Raw genomic sequence first — 14,161 nt, forward strand, 5'->3', positions numbered from 1 at the left:
TCGGGTTCGTCAGTGCGAAGTGTCTTGATAGAACCTCTTGTCTTCATTCAGGCTGCATGTTGCATCCACTCCTGCGCTTTGTAGTACTTCGGCAATATCATTCAGGGTTCGGCGCGATACCCTTCCTATATAATAGAGGCGATAGTGATAGTCTTTATCCAATATCTCCATAACGTGCGTAAAAGCCTGTTCGCGTGCAAAGTCAAAATTGACTTTGAGTATGTCTTCGTAAGGATACTTAATTTCACGTCCTACGCTGTATATCCTAAGACTTTCGTCATCTACTTTCAGATAACAGAAACGCGTCATCAACATGTGTATAAAGTAGATACTCAGGCCGAATGAAATGATTCCGAGAATGTATGCCCACCAACTTCCGAATGCTACAGCCTGATATCCCAATATCATAAATGTGATGAAAAGCACAAAGAAATAGAACATATAGAGTGATGGGCGCTGATAGGTCGTGGTCGGAATCTCTGCTGCTGTCCGTTTTCGGGTGATATGGTTCTCAAAAGGTATATCTTGTGAAATCAGATAGCGGATAACAGATGACGGCTTTTGAAACGGATGGACATAAAAAGCTCTTTGAATACCCTGTTTCAGGCGCAATGTTAATATGCCCGCGCCATATTTATCTTTGACCTTCAGGTTGCTCTTGCGCGGAACTTCATGAAAACGTTTCATGAAACTGAAACTTTGGATGTCGTGTAGCCGGATGCCTTTGCGTTGTAGCAGGCTTTCGGTACGTTTCTGGTCTTGTGCGATTGTTTTCATATCTTTTATTTTTTAAGTTCGGGATAGCTGATGCGGGTATGATAAATTGTTTTCAGTTTCTCTTTGAACACTGATTTCACGATAGCAATGTCCTTGAATGTGATAGGACATTCTTTGAAGAAACCTTCTTCCACCTGCGAGTCTATAATCTTTTCTACCAGGTTGTTGATGCTTTCTTCTGTATATTCGGGCAGACTGCGGGATGCAGCTTCTACTGCATCCGCCATCATTAGAATGGCTGTTTCGCGGGTGAACGGGTTTGGACCGGGGTAAGTGAACAATTCCTCGTTCGGCTCTTCATCGGGATGCTCGTTCTTCCAAGAGATATAGAAGTATTTAGTCTTTCCCTTACCGTGATGGGTACTGATGAAGTCTTTTATCACTTTAGGCAAATTGTTTTTTTCCGCCAGTTTCAGTCCGTCCGTCACGTGACTGATTATCACCTGTGCACTTTGCTCGTAACTAAGATTTTTATGCGGATTGACACCTCCTGATTGGTTTTCAGTAAAGAATACCGGATTTTCCATTTTTCCGATGTCGTGGTACAAAGCTCCGGTACGCACCAACTGGCTCTTAGCTCCAATACGGTTGGCGGCTTCTGCGGCAAGATTAGCCACTTGCATGGAATGTTGGAAAGTTCCCGGAACAGTCTCTGACAAACGGCGCAGCAACGGGCTGTTGATATTGGAAAGTTCTACCAGAGTAACGTTGGAAGTAAATCCAAATGTTTTCTCCAACAAGAACAGAAGCGGATAGGTGAACAATAGAAGTACACCATTGACTATAAAGTAACTATACATACTTCCGTTTAATTTCGATAAATCGTTTTCGGTGATCAGTTCGAAAGCGAAGTAAAGAGCGGCATAGGTCAGTATCACTAATAATGCCGTACGGAAGAGCTGCGAACGTTGTGACAATTCGCGCAAACTGAAAATAGCGACCAGGCCGGCAGCCAGTTGCAGCAATATAAATTCGTGTGGGTAGCGTAAACAAATGGAGCAGATCAGTATAGTGACCACCTGCGTAAGGAATGCTGTGCGTGAGTCGAGGAATACGCGGATAATGATAGGCAGCATGGCATACGGAATGATATAAACATTGTATATGTTATTCGACACCATGAGCGCTGTCACTACACAATAGAACATAATCAGTGTAAATAGTAGGGATAAACTCCCCTTGCGTTCGTAATAATCCTTGCGGAATAAATCGAGGTACAGCATAAAACACAGCATGAAAATGCTGACAAACAAGATTTGTCCGGTCAGTATCAAACGTTTTTGTCCGATGGATTCACTGCGTTGGATAGACTCCTTTCTCAGACTTTCAAGGATATTGTAAGTTTCCTTATCTACGATTTCCCCCCGATCAATAATCTTCTGGCCACTTTGTACAACGCCATTGGCCCAGGCATAATTATCCAGTGCTTCCTTTTTGGCTGTTTCGGTGCGTTGCTCATCGTAAGTCAGATTCGGGTACAAATATTCGTTGAGTGAGCACTGGCGCAGGATATACGGAGAATAATGTGCCGTGTCCGCAGTGAGCAGGTAGGCATAAGCATCTTTTACGGAAAAAAGCTGTTCGGTTCCCCGCTGGTTGGCCAGCTTATCATCAATCACCATGATGACAGCGGTGCTGTCTTTTTGTAATTTGTTGCGTTCTTCGGTAGAAAGTATACCTGCTTTATAAATTTCGGATAACCTTTTCTCCAGATAGCGCATATAGTCAGAAGACGGAACAATGTCGCGCAAGTGACTTTGATAATCCGTTTTTAATTTGCTGAGCACGGTTTTTTCTACACTTTTATCCAACTGATAGTAGGGTTGGAAACTGGCAAGCATGCTGTCTTGTTCATGTTTTACTACAGCATCATCTTTATATATGGGGAAATTGAATGTGGCCATAAGTTGCCCATACTTCCACGGTTTGTCAATATCGAACTGATAATTAAACTTGCCGTCACGCGGTAAGAAGTATACTATGATGGCTACCGTGCCGATAAAAATGAGTGCTTTGTATAGCAAATCTCTGTAAGAAAAGCTTTTTTTAGTCTTGGATTTATTCATATCGGTTGAATTTTTTGCGAAAAGTACAAAAAAAAACATTAGTGTGGAAAAAAAGGTTTAATTTTGCCGTCTAATTATCTCATAAGTAATGCAAAATATGACAGAAAGAAGAGTCAGAGTCCGTTTTGCCCCGAGTCCTACGGGGGCTTTGCACATTGGTGGTGTGCGTACAGCATTATATAATTATCTCTTTGCGCGCCAGCATGGGGGAGACATGATTTTCCGTATTGAAGATACTGATAGTAACCGTTTTGTACCGGGTGCAGAAGAATATATCCTTGAGTCTTTCAAGTGGTTGGGCATTCCGTTTGATGAGGGTGTCAGTTTTGGTGGAGAATATGGTCCGTACCGTCAGTCCGAGCGCCGCGAAATATACAAGAAGTATGTGAAGGTGTTATTGGAGAATGATAAGGCTTATATTGCTTTTGATACTCCTGAAGAGCTGGATGCGAAACGTGCCGAGATAGCCAATTTCCAATATGATGCTTCTACTCGTATGCAAATGCGTAATTCATTGACACTTTCGAAAGAAGAAGTGGATGCGTTGATCGCTGAAGGTAAGCAGTACGTAGTTCGTTTCAAGATAGAACCCAATGAAGATGTACATGTAAACGACTTGATTCGTGGTGAGGTGATAATCAATTCTTCCATTTTGGACGATAAAGTACTTTATAAATCAGCTGACGAACTGCCGACTTATCATCTTGCCAATATTGTAGATGACCACTTGATGGAAGTTTCCCATGTGATTCGTGGTGAGGAGTGGTTACCTTCTGCACCTCTGCATGTATTGTTGTACCGTGCTTTCGGGTGGGAAGATACAATGCCGGCTTTTGCTCATCTGCCTCTGCTGTTGAAACCGGAAGGTAACGGCAAATTGAGTAAACGTGATGGTGACCGCCTCGGTTTTCCTGTATTCCCGTTGGAATGGCATGATCCCAAAACCGGTGAAATATCTTCCGGATATCGCGAATCGGGATATTTGCCTGAAGCTGTAATTAATTTCCTGGCTTTGCTGGGCTGGAATCCGGGTAATGATCAGGAGTTGATGTCAATGGATGAGTTGATCAAATTGTTCGATTTGAGTCATTGTAGCAAGTCTGGCGCTAAATTTGATTATAAAAAAGGCATCTGGTTCAACCATGAATATATATTGTTGAAGCCTGATGAAGAAATAGCGGAACTTTTTGTTCCGGTTCTGAAAGAACATGGAGTAGAAGTTCCGTTCGAGAAAGTAGTAACGGTGGTAGGCATGATGAAGAATCGTGTAAGCTTCGTGCGGGAACTTTGGGAAGCATCCAGTTTCTTCTTTGTTGCTCCAACGGAATATGATGAGAAAACCGTGAAGAAACGCTGGAAAGAAGATTCGGCTCAGTGTATGACTGAATTGATGGAAGTACTGGCAGGAATTGAAGATTTTGGCATTGAGAATCAGGAAAAGATTGTAATGGACTGGATTGCCGAAAAAGGATATCATACCGGAAACATTATGAATGCTTTCCGCCTGACATTGGTAGGCGAGGGGAAAGGCCCGCATATGTTCGACATCTCTTGGGTGCTGGGCAAAGAAGAGACACTGGCGCGTATGAAGCGTGCAATTGAAGTACTTTCTTAATTCAATAAGTATGCTTTACGACCTTGCGATAGGTATCTATGACCTTTTGGTGCATCTTGCGGCTCCATTTAGCCGCAAGCCCCGTAAAATGATGAAGGGGCATTGGGTAGTGTACGAACTTCTCAGGCAGCAATTGGAAAAAGATGTACGTTATATTTGGTTTCATGCCGCTTCCTTAGGTGAATTTGAACAGGGGCGTCCCCTGATTGAAAAAATTCGTGCCAAATATCCCGATTATGGTATATTGCTGACATTCTTTTCTCCTTCGGGATACGAGGTACGCAAGAATTATCGCGGGGCGGATGTAGTGTGCTACCTACCGTTCGACAAGCCTCGGAATGTGAAGAAATTCCTGGATATAGCCAATCCTTGCATGGCATTCTTCATTAAATATGAGTTCTGGAAGAATTATCTCGATGAATTACATAAGCGTCGTATTCCGGTGTACAGTGTGTCATCTATATTTCGTCGTGGCCAGGTATTCTTTAAGTGGTATGGCGGTACGTATCGCCATGTTCTTCGTAATTTCGACCACTTGTTCGTACAGAATGAACGTTCCAAGCGTTATTTGGGTAAGATTGGCATCAACCGTGTGACGGTGGTCGGCGATACGCGTTTCGACCGGGTGTTGCAGATACGTGAGGAGGCGAAAGATTTGCCTTTGGTGAAACTCTTTAAGAATAACACCATGACCTTCGTAGCAGGTAGTTCCTGGCAACCGGATGAGGAACTGTTTATTGAATATTTCAATAATCATCCGGAAGTGAAATTGATTATTGCTCCACATGTGATAGATGAGAATCATCTGGTAGAGATTATCCGGAAGTTGAAACGCCCATATGTTCGTTATACGCGTGCGGATGAAAAGAATGTGCTGAAAGCGGATTGTCTGATTATAGATTGTTTCGGCCTGCTTTCTTCTATTTACCGTTATGGTGAAATTGCGTATATCGGAGGCGGCTTCGGGGTCGGTATTCATAATACGTTGGAAGCAGCTGTTTATGGTATTCCTGTAATATTCGGACCTAAGTACCAGAAGTTTATGGAAGCAATTCAACTTTTAGAAGCCCAGGGTGCATTCTCTATCAAGAATTATGAAGAACTGAAAGAATTGCTGGACCGTATGTTGGCTGATGAGGTTTTCTTGCGCGAAACCGGAACGAATGCCGGATACTACGTCACTAGTAATGCTGGGGCTACGGATAAGATATTAAGTATGATTAATTTCTAAGGGATACGAAATAATAAGAACAGCGGGCGGATAGATTTCTATTCGCCCGCTGTCGTATATGGAAGTTCATCTGGCTTTATTCTTTATACCAGTTAGAATACATCAGATAATTATGTGCTATCTTCTGATTCAGTTCTTTAGCCTGAGCCGGATCTACTTTTTTTATGAACTTGGCAGGTACACCGCCCCAGATGCTTCCCGGTTCAATAACTGTATTGCTTAAGACCAGTGAACCGGCGGCAACGATAGCTCCTTCACCTATCACTGCATGGTCAAGGATTGTAGAACCCATTCCCACTAATGCATAGTCTTTGATAGTGGCTCCGTGAATAGTAACATTATGTCCTACAGAAACGTGGTCACCTATTTCAATTGTTGACTTTTCATATAATGTGTGTAGCACACTTCCGTCTTGTATATTGACTCCATTCCCGATACGGATAGAATTTACATCTCCGCGCAATACTGTGCTGAACCAAATGCTGCAATCGCGCCCCATTTTTACGTCTCCGATGATGGCTGCGTTATCTGCTAAAAAACAATTTTCGCCAAACTCGGGAGTAAAACCTCTTACTGATTTAATTAATGCCATTTTATATAGTGATTAATTTTTTGATTATAATTGACTCGTTGCTTCTTTCAACCATGCCTGCTCTTCTTTGTTCAAGCCGGACGATAATTTTTCATATACAGTCTGATGATATTGGTTAAGCCAATTGATCTCTTCTGATGTGAGCAATTCTTTGATAATTCCCTTTTTACAAATAGGGCAAAGGGTTACTGTTTCAAATTGTAGATAGTTGCCAAACATTCCTTCTCCGGCTGGTACTACTAAAACCAGGTTCTCCGTACGAATCCCATGACTTCCGGCTTTATATACTCCCGGTTCATTGGAAGTCAGCATACCCAATTGCAATGTTACCGGATTTTCATTCATACGAATACTCTGAGGTCCTTCGTGTACATTCAGAAAGTGGCCTACACCATGCCCTGTGCCATGCAGGAAGTTCATTCTTCTTTGCCATATCGGCATACGTGCCAGCACATCCAGTTGCGCACCCCGTGTACCGGCAGGGAATACAGCCATTGCCAGTGCAATGTGCCCTTTCAATATCAATGTATAATCAGTCTTTTCTTCTTCTGTCAGTTTTCCTAAAGCAATGGTACGTGTGATATCTGTTGTTCCATCCAGATATTGTGCACCTGAATCCAATAACAAAAAACCTTCCGGTTTTAGCTGGACATCTGTTTCGGGAGTGGCTTCATAGTGCACGATGGCTCCATGTTCCTTGTATCCGGCAATCGTATCGAAACTTTCTCCCATATATAAATCCTGCTCCGCACGAAATTCATGCAGTTTTTTATCTACGCTGATTTCAGTTTCCTTACCCGTGGGAACAGATGCTTCTAACCATTTCAGAAACTTAACCAAAGCTACTCCATCCCGTTGCATGGCAGCATGTATTCCAGCTATTTCCTGTTCGTTGCGGATGGCTTTCAATAAGGTGACCGGAGAAGCGCCATGAATGATCCTGCAATCAGGGTTGACAGCTGAATACATAGCATAATTTGTTTTAGCCGGATTAAGAAGTAGACTCTCAACACTGATTCGGCTGAGGTATGTTTCTGCTTCCTCGTAGGCGTGCAGGTTTGCTCCTGTTTCTTTCATATAAGTAGCAACCTCAGCGGTTATCTTTTGAGGTTGAATAAAATAGTGAGTTTCGTTCTCTTCGATAAGTAGATAGCTGACAAGCACGGGATTGCAATGTACATCGTTTCCACGCAGATTAAGAGTCCATGCGATTTCATCTAAAGCGGATAAGAACAATGCCTTCGCATTGCACTTTTTTAGTTCTTTTCGAATAATGGCAATCTTTTCTATGCTGCTTTTTCCTGCATATTGGATTTCATAAATGAAAGCAGGAGCTTCCGGCATTGGCGGACGATCCGTCCATAATTTATCTAAGGGATCTGAAATGCTTTTTACTTCTATCTGGCATTTTTGCAACTCGGCTTGCATCCTTTCTACTTCTTCTGCAGAAAACATCTTTCCATCTATGCCGACAGCATCGCCAGGAGTTAGTTGTGTACTTAAAAAAGCTGAAATACTGGGTGTTTCGGGAAGCATCTCCTTATAAAGTTTTATTTCCGTGCCTTCTAATTGCTGGGCAGCCTGGAGAAAATAGCGAGAGTCAGTCCATAGTCCTGCTTGGCTTGTAGTAATAACAACGGTTCCTGCCGAACCAGTAAAGCCGGAAATCCATTCCCGGGATTTCCAGTGGGGAGCAACATATTCGCTCAGATGAGGGTCGGTACTTGGGATAATAAAGGCTTGTATGCCTTCCTGGCTGAACAATGCCCGTAGGTCTTGTAGCCGATCATTGATAGTTTGGATCATATACTATATATAATAAGGTGTAACATTCACTCTTCAAAGATACTCACTTTCTTTGAATTTTTTTGTGGGTCGCTGCACTTTATCCGCTGGCATATTAGAAACTAGTTTCTTGCAGTCTTGCGATTAGTTCTTAGTGCATCCCCGGTTGGTTTATCTTTTTCCTCTGGCGGAAGAAGTTTGAGGGGGATAATCTTTTCTCTTTTTGCAGTTTTTTTGGCAGAAAGTTTTGTGAATAAAGAAACTATGTGTAATTTTGCCGCTCAATTTAATCGTGAGATTTTTAAACCATTAACATTTTAATAAAAAGAAAATGATTGTAGTACCTGTAAAAGAAGGCGAAAACATTGAAAAAGCGCTGAAGAAGTTTAAAAGAAAATTTGAGAAAACTGGTATCGTTAAGGAATTAAGAAGCAGACAGCAGTTTGACAAACCGTCTGTAGTTAAAAGACTTAAGAAAGAACGTGCAGTTTACGTACAACAACTTCAGCAAGTAGAAGATTAATAATTCGTAATTTCCTTTGAATTATTGAATTCTTTTCATACATTCGTTGCATGATTTAGATATGTAGCGATATGTTATTGACAGATTCTTTTCTTGACTATCTTCTGTATGAACGGAATTATGCTGAGGGTACGGTTAAGTACTATCGGAGTGATATTTTGGAATTACAGAAATTCGGTGAAGAAATGTTGGGAGATTTAACCCCGTCGGATGTAGATGCAGACCTTGTTCGTGAATGGATTGCTTCCTTAATGGACAATGGTTGCGCTTCGAATACGATTAATCGAAAGTTAAGTTCAATTCAGGCATATTTTAAATATCTCTTGAAGAAGGGGGAAGTTGCTGTGGATCCGTTGCAAAAAATAACGCGACCGAAAAAGAAAAAGCCGCTTCCTGTTTTTTTGAGAGAAGGAGAAATGGATAAATTGCTGGATGATATAGACTTTGGTGAAGGATTTGAAGGTTGTCGTGACCACTTGATAATTGAGATGTTTTATGCTACTGGCATACGACTTTCTGAATTGATAGATTTGGATGATAAAGGTGTTGATTTTTCGGCTTCTCTGATAAAAGTGACGGGAAAGCGAAATAAGCAGCGCTTGATACCTTTTGATGAGGAGTTGGAACGCTCGATGATGGATTATGTCAATGTGCGGAATGAGGCGGTCCCGGATCGTTCGGATGCTTTTTTTGTCCGGAAGAATGGAAAACGACTTGATCGCAGTATCGTAACTAGTCTTGTGAAACGGAATCTCTCGAAAGTAGTAACTGTAAAAAAAAGAAGTCCCCACGTTCTGAGGCATACCTTTGCAACGGCTATGCTGAATAATGGTGCCGATTTGGGCTCAATAAAAGAGTTTCTTGGGCATGAAAGTTTGGCGACAACCGAAATTTATACGCATACTACTTTTGAAGAACTTAAAAAAGTGTATAACCAGGCTCATCCTCGGGCCTAAAAGTAAGGAGGTAAGTATGGAAGTTAGAATTCAGTCAATTCACTTTGATGCGTCAGAGCAATTGCAAGCTTTTGTTCAGAAGAAAGCAGTAAAATTGGAAAAGTATTACGATGATATAAAGAAAGTAGAGGTGTCATTAAAGGTTGTGAAGCCGGAGACTGCAGAAAATAAAGAAGCAGGTATAAAAGTGATTATTCCCAATGGGGAGTTTTATGCAAGCAAAATCTGCAATACGTTTGAAGAGGCGATTGATTTGAGTGTTGAAGCCTTGGAAAAACAGCTGGTTAAACACAAGGAAAAACAACGGAGCAAATAAAATTTCGCTAAAATTTTGCGGAAAAGAAATAAATGCCTAAATTTGCAGCCGTTTCGCTCACGATAGAACGTAACGGTTGCATTTTTTGAGTAATTGCCTCTTTAGCTCAGCTGGCCAGAGCACGTGATTTGTAATCTCGGGGTCGTTGGTTCGAATCCGACAAGAGGCTCAAAAAAACAATAAGGAAAAAAGAGTTCTTTATTTAAATGTAAGGGCAAATACCAGAGTGGCCAAATGGGGCAGACTGTAAATCTGCTGGCTTACGCCTTCGGTGGTTCGAATCCATCTTTGCCCACACCTCTTTTTCTCCTTGCTGTTATAGCTCAGTGGTAGAGCACTTCCTTGGTAAGGAAGAGGTCCCGGGTTCAAATCCCGGTAACAGCTCGTAAGGAAGTAAATGCTGATTATTAATCAAATAAATAACAAGTAAAGCTATGGCTAAAGAGAAATTCGAACGTAAAAAACCGCACGTAAACATCGGTACAATCGGTCACGTTGACCACGGTAAAACCACGTTGACTGCTGCTATCACTACAGTGTTGGCAAAGAAAGGTCTTTCAGAAGTTAAGTCTTTCGATCAGATCGATAATGCTCCTGAAGAAAAAGAAAGAGGTATCACTATTAATACTTCTCACGTAGAGTATGAAACTGCTAACCGCCACTATGCTCACGTAGACTGTCCGGGTCACGCCGACTACGTAAAGAACATGGTAACTGGTGCTGCTCAGATGGACGGTGCTATCATCGTAGTTGCTGCTACTGATGGTCCGATGCCTCAAACTCGTGAGCACATCTTGTTGGCTCGTCAGGTAAACGTACCGAAGCTTGTTGTATTCATGAACAAGTGCGATATGGTTGACGATGAGGAAATGTTGGAACTCGTTGAAATGGAAATGCGCGAACTGTTGGCTGCATACGAATTTGACGGTGACAATACTCCTATTATCCGTGGTTCAGCTCTTGGTGCATTGAACGGTGTAGAAAAATGGGAAGATAAAGTTATGGAGTTGATGGATGCAGTTGACACTTGGATTCCGTTGCCTCCGCGTGATATCGACAAACCGTTCTTGATGCCGGTTGAAGACGTATTCTCTATTACTGGTCGTGGTACTGTTGCTACTGGTCGTATCGAAGCTGGTATCATTCACGTAGGTGATGAAGTTGAAATCCTTGGTTTGGGTGAAGATAAGAAATCTGTTGTAACTGGCGTTGAAATGTTCCGCAAATTGCTGGATCAGGGTGAAGCTGGTGATAACGTAGGTTTGTTGCTTCGTGGTATCGATAAGGAATCTATCAAACGTGGTATGGTTCTTTGTAAACCGGGACAGATTAAACCTCACTCTAAATTCAAAGCTTCTATTTATGTTTTGAAGAAAGAAGAAGGTGGTCGTCATACTCCATTCCACAACAAATACCGTCCTCAATTCTATCTGCGTACTATGGACTGTACAGGTGAAATTACTCTTCCGGAAGGAACTGAAATGGTAATGCCTGGTGATAACGTAGAAATCAACGTAGAATTGATCTATCCGGTAGCTTTGAACGTAGGTTTGCGTTTTGCTATCCGTGAAGGTGGTCGTACGGTAGGTTCTGGTCAGATTACTGAAATCCTTGACTAATTACCAAATATATTAATCAGTTCCCGGTTTATATCGGGAACTGATTATATTCACACGGGAGTAGCTCAGTTGGTAGAGCACCGGTCTCCAAAACCGGGTGTCGGGAGTTCGAGCCTCTCCTCCCGTGCTAATATTTTTGAAATGAAGAAGATTGTAGCTTATTTTAAAGAAACTTACGACGAACTTGTACATAAAGTATCGTGGCCTACGTATTCTGAACTTACTAACAGTGCAGTAGTTGTTTTATATGCTTCCCTGCTTATTGCTCTGGTAGTATTTGCGATGGACTTCTGTTTCCAGAACGTAATGGAGAAAATTATTTATCCACACTAAAAACGAGGGAAAATGTCTGAGATTGAGAAAAAATGGTACGTTTTGCGTGCTATTAGCGGAAAAGAAGCTAAGGTAAGGGAATACCTTGAAGCTGATATTAAAAACAGCGACCTTGGTGATTATGTATCTCAGGTATTGATTCCTACCGAAAAGGTTTATCAGGTTCGCAATGGAAAGAAAATTGTGAAAGAGAGAAGTTATCTCCCTGGTTACGTTTTGGTGGAGGCTGCTCTGGTAGGTGAGGTCGCTCATCACTTGAGAAATACTCCTAATGTGATTGGATTCTTGGGTGGATCGGATAAACCTGTTCCTCTGAGACAATCGGAAGTGAATCGTATACTTGGTACGGTGGACGAATTGCAGGATGCCAGTGAAGAACTGAACATCCCGTATATAGTCGGTGAAACTGTGAAAGTAAATTACGGCCCGTTCAGCGGATTCAGTGGTATCATTGAAGAAGTGAACACCGAGAAGAAGAAACTTAAGGTTATGGTAAAGATATTCGGACGGAAAACTCCGCTCGAATTGGGCTTTATGCAAGTTGAAAAAGAATAATGCAGGTGTTACGCTGTGGTATTCTTTATTAATGTTTATATATAAATCAATAAAAAAATGGCTAAAGAAGTTGCTGGACTAATCAAATTACAGATTAAAGGAGGCGCGGCAAACCCATCACCTCCCGTAGGCCCCGCTTTGGGTTCTAAGGGTATTAATATCATGGAGTTTTGCAAGCAATTCAACGCCAGAACCCAGGACAAAGCAGGAAAGATCCTTCCTGTGATTATCACTTACTACGCAGATAAGTCTTTCGATTTTGTAATCAAGACTCCTCCCGTTGCTATTCAATTACTTGAAATGGCTAAGGTAAAGAGTGGTTCTGCTGAGCCTAACCGCAAGAAAGTTGCCGAGCTTACTTGGGAACAAGTTCGTGCGATTGCTCAGGACAAGATGGTTGACTTAAACTGTTTCACTGTAGAAGCTGCCATGTCAATGGTTGCCGGTACAGCTAGAAGTATGGGTATCGCTGTAAAAGGGGAGTTCCCGGTTAATAACTAATAAACTTCAATTAGAATGGGTAAACTGACAAAAAAACAAAAGTTGGCTGCAGAAAAAATTGAAGCAGGGAAAGCATACTCACTGAAAGAAGCTGCATCTTTGGTAAAGGAAATTACTTATACCAAGTTTGATGCTTCACTGGATATCGACGTGCGTTTGGGCGTTGATCCGCGTAAGGCGAACCAGATGGTGAGAGGTGTTGTATCACTTCCTCATGGTACTGGTAAAGTTGTGCGCGTTTTGGTGCTTTGTACACCGGATGCTGAAGCTGCTGCAAAAGAAGCCGGAGCTGACTACGTTGGTCTTGACGAATATATTGAAAAGATCAAAGGTGGATGGACAGATGTGGATGTAATCATCACTATGCCTTCTATCATGGGTAAAATTGGTGCACTCGGTCGTGTGCTCGGTCCTCGCGGATTGATGCCTAACCCGAAGAGTGGTACTGTAACTATGGATGTTGCTAAAGCTGTAAGAGAAGTAAAACAAGGTAAGATCGACTTCAAGGTTGACAAGAGTGGTATTGTTCATACTTCAGTTGGTAAAGTTTCATTTAGCGTTGATCAAATTCGTGATAATGCGAAAGAATTCATCTCTACTTTGAATAAATTGAAACCGACCGCAGCCAAGGGTACATATATTAAGAGTATTTATCTTTCTAGCACAATGAGTGCAGGTATCAAGATTGACCCGAAATCAGTAGAAGAAATCTAATAAAACGGAGTAATAATGAGAAAGGAAGATAAAAGTACGATTATTGAGCAGATTGCTGCTACAGTAAAGGAATATAATCACTTCTATTTGATAGACATCACTGCAATGAACGCTGCCGCTACAAGCGCGTTGAGAAGAGAATGTTTCAAATCAGACATCAAATTGATGCTGATTAAGAATACATTGCTTCACAAAGCATTGGAGAGTCTGGAAGAAGATTATTCTCCGCTTTATAATTGCTTGAAGGGTACTACAGCTATTATGTTCTGTAATACTGCCAACTTACCTGCTAAGTTGATTAAAGCAAAAGCTAAAGACGGTATTCCCGGACTGAAAGCTGCATATGCAGAAGAAAGCTTCTATGTTGGTGCTGACCAGTTGGATGCTCTCGTTAGTATCAAGAGTAAGAATGAAGTTATTGCCGATATCGTTGCCTTGTTGCAATCACCGGCCAAGAATGTTATTTCTGCTCTCCAATCAGGTGGAAACACTCTTCACGGAGTTCTCAAAACTCTTGGTGAACGTACCGAAGCGTAAAAATGGGAAAGGTGTCATGACCTTGGGAGTTATGTCCCGAA

General features: G+C 41.8%; 15 protein-coding genes and 4 tRNA genes. 15 read left to right on the forward strand and 4 right to left on the reverse strand.

What is annotated here, in order from left to right; genetic code table 11:
• Window positions 1–9 precede the first annotated feature (9 nt).
• Both K6V21_RS08375 and K6V21_RS08380 read right to left on the reverse strand, forming a co-directional pair.
• Window positions 10–777: a hypothetical protein gene (locus K6V21_RS08375; protein WP_224321498.1), complete on the reverse strand. Its 768-nt coding sequence runs from the start codon at window positions 775–777 to the stop codon at window positions 10–12.
• A gap of 5 nt (window positions 778–782) precedes the next feature.
• A complete protein-coding gene (locus tag K6V21_RS08380) occupies window positions 783–2,843 on the reverse strand; it encodes an HD family phosphohydrolase (protein WP_217713524.1) in 2,061 nt (686 codons plus the stop codon).
• A gap of 97 nt (window positions 2,844–2,940) precedes the next feature.
• On the opposite strand from K6V21_RS08380, the gene gltX reads away from it, so the two are divergent.
• Window positions 2,941–4,458 carry a glutamate--tRNA ligase gene (gene gltX / locus K6V21_RS08385; RefSeq protein WP_149924871.1) on the forward strand — a complete coding sequence of 506 codons (1,518 nt, stop codon included), beginning with the start codon at window positions 2,941–2,943 and terminating at the stop codon, window positions 4,456–4,458.
• Between the two features lie 10 nt (window positions 4,459–4,468).
• Window positions 4,469–5,689, forward strand: coding sequence for a 3-deoxy-D-manno-octulosonic acid transferase (locus K6V21_RS08390; RefSeq protein ID WP_224321499.1), 1,221 nt, complete (start codon window positions 4,469–4,471; stop codon window positions 5,687–5,689).
• A 76-nt stretch (window positions 5,690–5,765) separates the two neighbouring features.
• On the opposite strand, the gene K6V21_RS08395 is transcribed toward K6V21_RS08390, so the two are convergent.
• Both K6V21_RS08395 and K6V21_RS08400 read right to left on the reverse strand, forming a co-directional pair.
• Complete coding sequence (locus K6V21_RS08395; RefSeq protein ID WP_026367237.1) at window positions 5,766–6,281, reverse strand: gamma carbonic anhydrase family protein; 516 nt, start codon at window positions 6,279–6,281, stop codon at window positions 5,766–5,768.
• A 24-nt stretch (window positions 6,282–6,305) separates the two neighbouring features.
• A complete protein-coding gene (locus K6V21_RS08400) occupies window positions 6,306–8,087 on the reverse strand; it encodes an aminopeptidase P family protein (RefSeq protein ID WP_224321500.1) in 1,782 nt (593 codons plus the stop codon).
• Window positions 8,088–8,397: 310 nt separating this feature from the next.
• Between K6V21_RS08400 and rpsU the strand changes: the two genes are divergently transcribed.
• From rpsU to rplJ, 13 genes are all read left to right on the forward strand, one after another.
• Window positions 8,398–8,589, forward strand: a complete 192-nt coding sequence (gene rpsU / locus K6V21_RS08405; RefSeq protein ID WP_007212050.1) for a 30S ribosomal protein S21 — start codon at window positions 8,398–8,400, stop codon at window positions 8,587–8,589.
• 71 nt (window positions 8,590–8,660) lie between these two features.
• Window positions 8,661–9,545, forward strand: coding sequence for a site-specific tyrosine recombinase/integron integrase (xerA, locus tag K6V21_RS08410; RefSeq protein ID WP_224321501.1), 885 nt, complete (start codon window positions 8,661–8,663; stop codon window positions 9,543–9,545).
• A gap of 16 nt (window positions 9,546–9,561) precedes the next feature.
• Window positions 9,562–9,861, forward strand: coding sequence for a ribosome hibernation-promoting factor, HPF/YfiA family (hpf, locus tag K6V21_RS08415; RefSeq protein ID WP_044263560.1), 300 nt, complete (start codon window positions 9,562–9,564; stop codon window positions 9,859–9,861).
• Window positions 9,862–9,956: 95 nt separating this feature from the next.
• Window positions 9,957–10,030, forward strand: a tRNA-Thr gene (locus tag K6V21_RS08420).
• A 43-nt stretch (window positions 10,031–10,073) separates the two neighbouring features.
• Window positions 10,074–10,156 (forward strand) — tRNA-Tyr (locus K6V21_RS08425).
• 17 nt (window positions 10,157–10,173) lie between these two features.
• Window positions 10,174–10,245 (forward strand) — tRNA-Thr (locus K6V21_RS08430).
• Between the two features lie 50 nt (window positions 10,246–10,295).
• Complete coding sequence (gene tuf, locus K6V21_RS08435; RefSeq protein ID WP_217713528.1) at window positions 10,296–11,480, forward strand: elongation factor Tu; 1,185 nt, start codon at window positions 10,296–10,298, stop codon at window positions 11,478–11,480.
• A 54-nt stretch (window positions 11,481–11,534) separates the two neighbouring features.
• Window positions 11,535–11,607: transfer RNA gene (locus K6V21_RS08440), tRNA-Trp, on the forward strand.
• A 14-nt stretch (window positions 11,608–11,621) separates the two neighbouring features.
• Window positions 11,622–11,813 carry a preprotein translocase subunit SecE gene (secE, locus tag K6V21_RS08445; RefSeq protein WP_007212054.1) on the forward strand — a complete coding sequence of 64 codons (192 nt, stop codon included), beginning with the start codon at window positions 11,622–11,624 and terminating at the stop codon, window positions 11,811–11,813.
• A 12-nt stretch (window positions 11,814–11,825) separates the two neighbouring features.
• Complete coding sequence (gene nusG / locus K6V21_RS08450) at window positions 11,826–12,368, forward strand: transcription termination/antitermination protein NusG (RefSeq protein WP_217713529.1); 543 nt, start codon at window positions 11,826–11,828, stop codon at window positions 12,366–12,368.
• Window positions 12,369–12,425: 57 nt separating this feature from the next.
• Window positions 12,426–12,869 carry a 50S ribosomal protein L11 gene (gene rplK, locus K6V21_RS08455; RefSeq protein WP_044263553.1) on the forward strand — a complete coding sequence of 148 codons (444 nt, stop codon included), beginning with the start codon at window positions 12,426–12,428 and terminating at the stop codon, window positions 12,867–12,869.
• Window positions 12,870–12,884: 15 nt separating this feature from the next.
• Window positions 12,885–13,583, forward strand: a complete 699-nt coding sequence (rplA, locus tag K6V21_RS08460; RefSeq protein ID WP_007219563.1) for a 50S ribosomal protein L1 — start codon at window positions 12,885–12,887, stop codon at window positions 13,581–13,583.
• 15 nt (window positions 13,584–13,598) lie between these two features.
• Window positions 13,599–14,120, forward strand: a complete 522-nt coding sequence (rplJ, locus tag K6V21_RS08465; protein ID WP_007212058.1) for a 50S ribosomal protein L10 — start codon at window positions 13,599–13,601, stop codon at window positions 14,118–14,120.
• The last annotated feature ends 41 nt before the right edge of the window (window positions 14,121–14,161 follow it).

It is taken from the genome of Bacteroides cellulosilyticus, from assembly GCF_020091405.1.
Taxonomy (GTDB): Bacteria; Bacteroidota; Bacteroidia; order Bacteroidales; family Bacteroidaceae; genus Bacteroides.

Excerpts from the sequence above, each read along its gene's own strand:
- rpsU (WP_007212050.1), top strand. The coding sequence starts at position 8,398 with ATGATTGTAGTACCTGTAAAAGAAGGCGAAAACATTGAAAAAGCGCTG.
- tuf (WP_217713528.1), top strand. The coding sequence starts at position 10,296 with ATGGCTAAAGAGAAATTCGAACGTAAAAAACCGCACGTAAACATCGGT.
- K6V21_RS08390 (WP_224321499.1), top strand. The coding sequence starts at position 4,469 with ATGCTTTACGACCTTGCGATAGGTATCTATGACCTTTTGGTGCATCTT.
- rplA (WP_007219563.1), top strand. The coding sequence starts at position 12,885 with ATGGGTAAACTGACAAAAAAACAAAAGTTGGCTGCAGAAAAAATTGAA.
- K6V21_RS08395 (WP_026367237.1), bottom strand. The coding sequence starts at position 6,281 with ATGGCATTAATTAAATCAGTAAGAGGTTTTACTCCCGAGTTTGGCGAA.
- gltX (WP_149924871.1), top strand. The coding sequence starts at position 2,941 with ATGACAGAAAGAAGAGTCAGAGTCCGTTTTGCCCCGAGTCCTACGGGG.
- secE (WP_007212054.1), top strand. The coding sequence starts at position 11,622 with ATGAAGAAGATTGTAGCTTATTTTAAAGAAACTTACGACGAACTTGTA.
- xerA (WP_224321501.1), top strand. The coding sequence starts at position 8,661 with ATGTTATTGACAGATTCTTTTCTTGACTATCTTCTGTATGAACGGAAT.
- hpf (WP_044263560.1), top strand. The coding sequence starts at position 9,562 with ATGGAAGTTAGAATTCAGTCAATTCACTTTGATGCGTCAGAGCAATTG.
- K6V21_RS08380 (WP_217713524.1), bottom strand. The coding sequence starts at position 2,843 with ATGAATAAATCCAAGACTAAAAAAAGCTTTTCTTACAGAGATTTGCTA.
- rplK (WP_044263553.1), top strand. The coding sequence starts at position 12,426 with ATGGCTAAAGAAGTTGCTGGACTAATCAAATTACAGATTAAAGGAGGC.
- K6V21_RS08375 (WP_224321498.1), bottom strand. The coding sequence starts at position 777 with ATGAAAACAATCGCACAAGACCAGAAACGTACCGAAAGCCTGCTACAA.
- rplJ (WP_007212058.1), top strand. The coding sequence starts at position 13,599 with ATGAGAAAGGAAGATAAAAGTACGATTATTGAGCAGATTGCTGCTACA.
- nusG (WP_217713529.1), top strand. The coding sequence starts at position 11,826 with ATGTCTGAGATTGAGAAAAAATGGTACGTTTTGCGTGCTATTAGCGGA.
- K6V21_RS08400 (WP_224321500.1), bottom strand. The coding sequence starts at position 8,087 with ATGATCCAAACTATCAATGATCGGCTACAAGACCTACGGGCATTGTTC.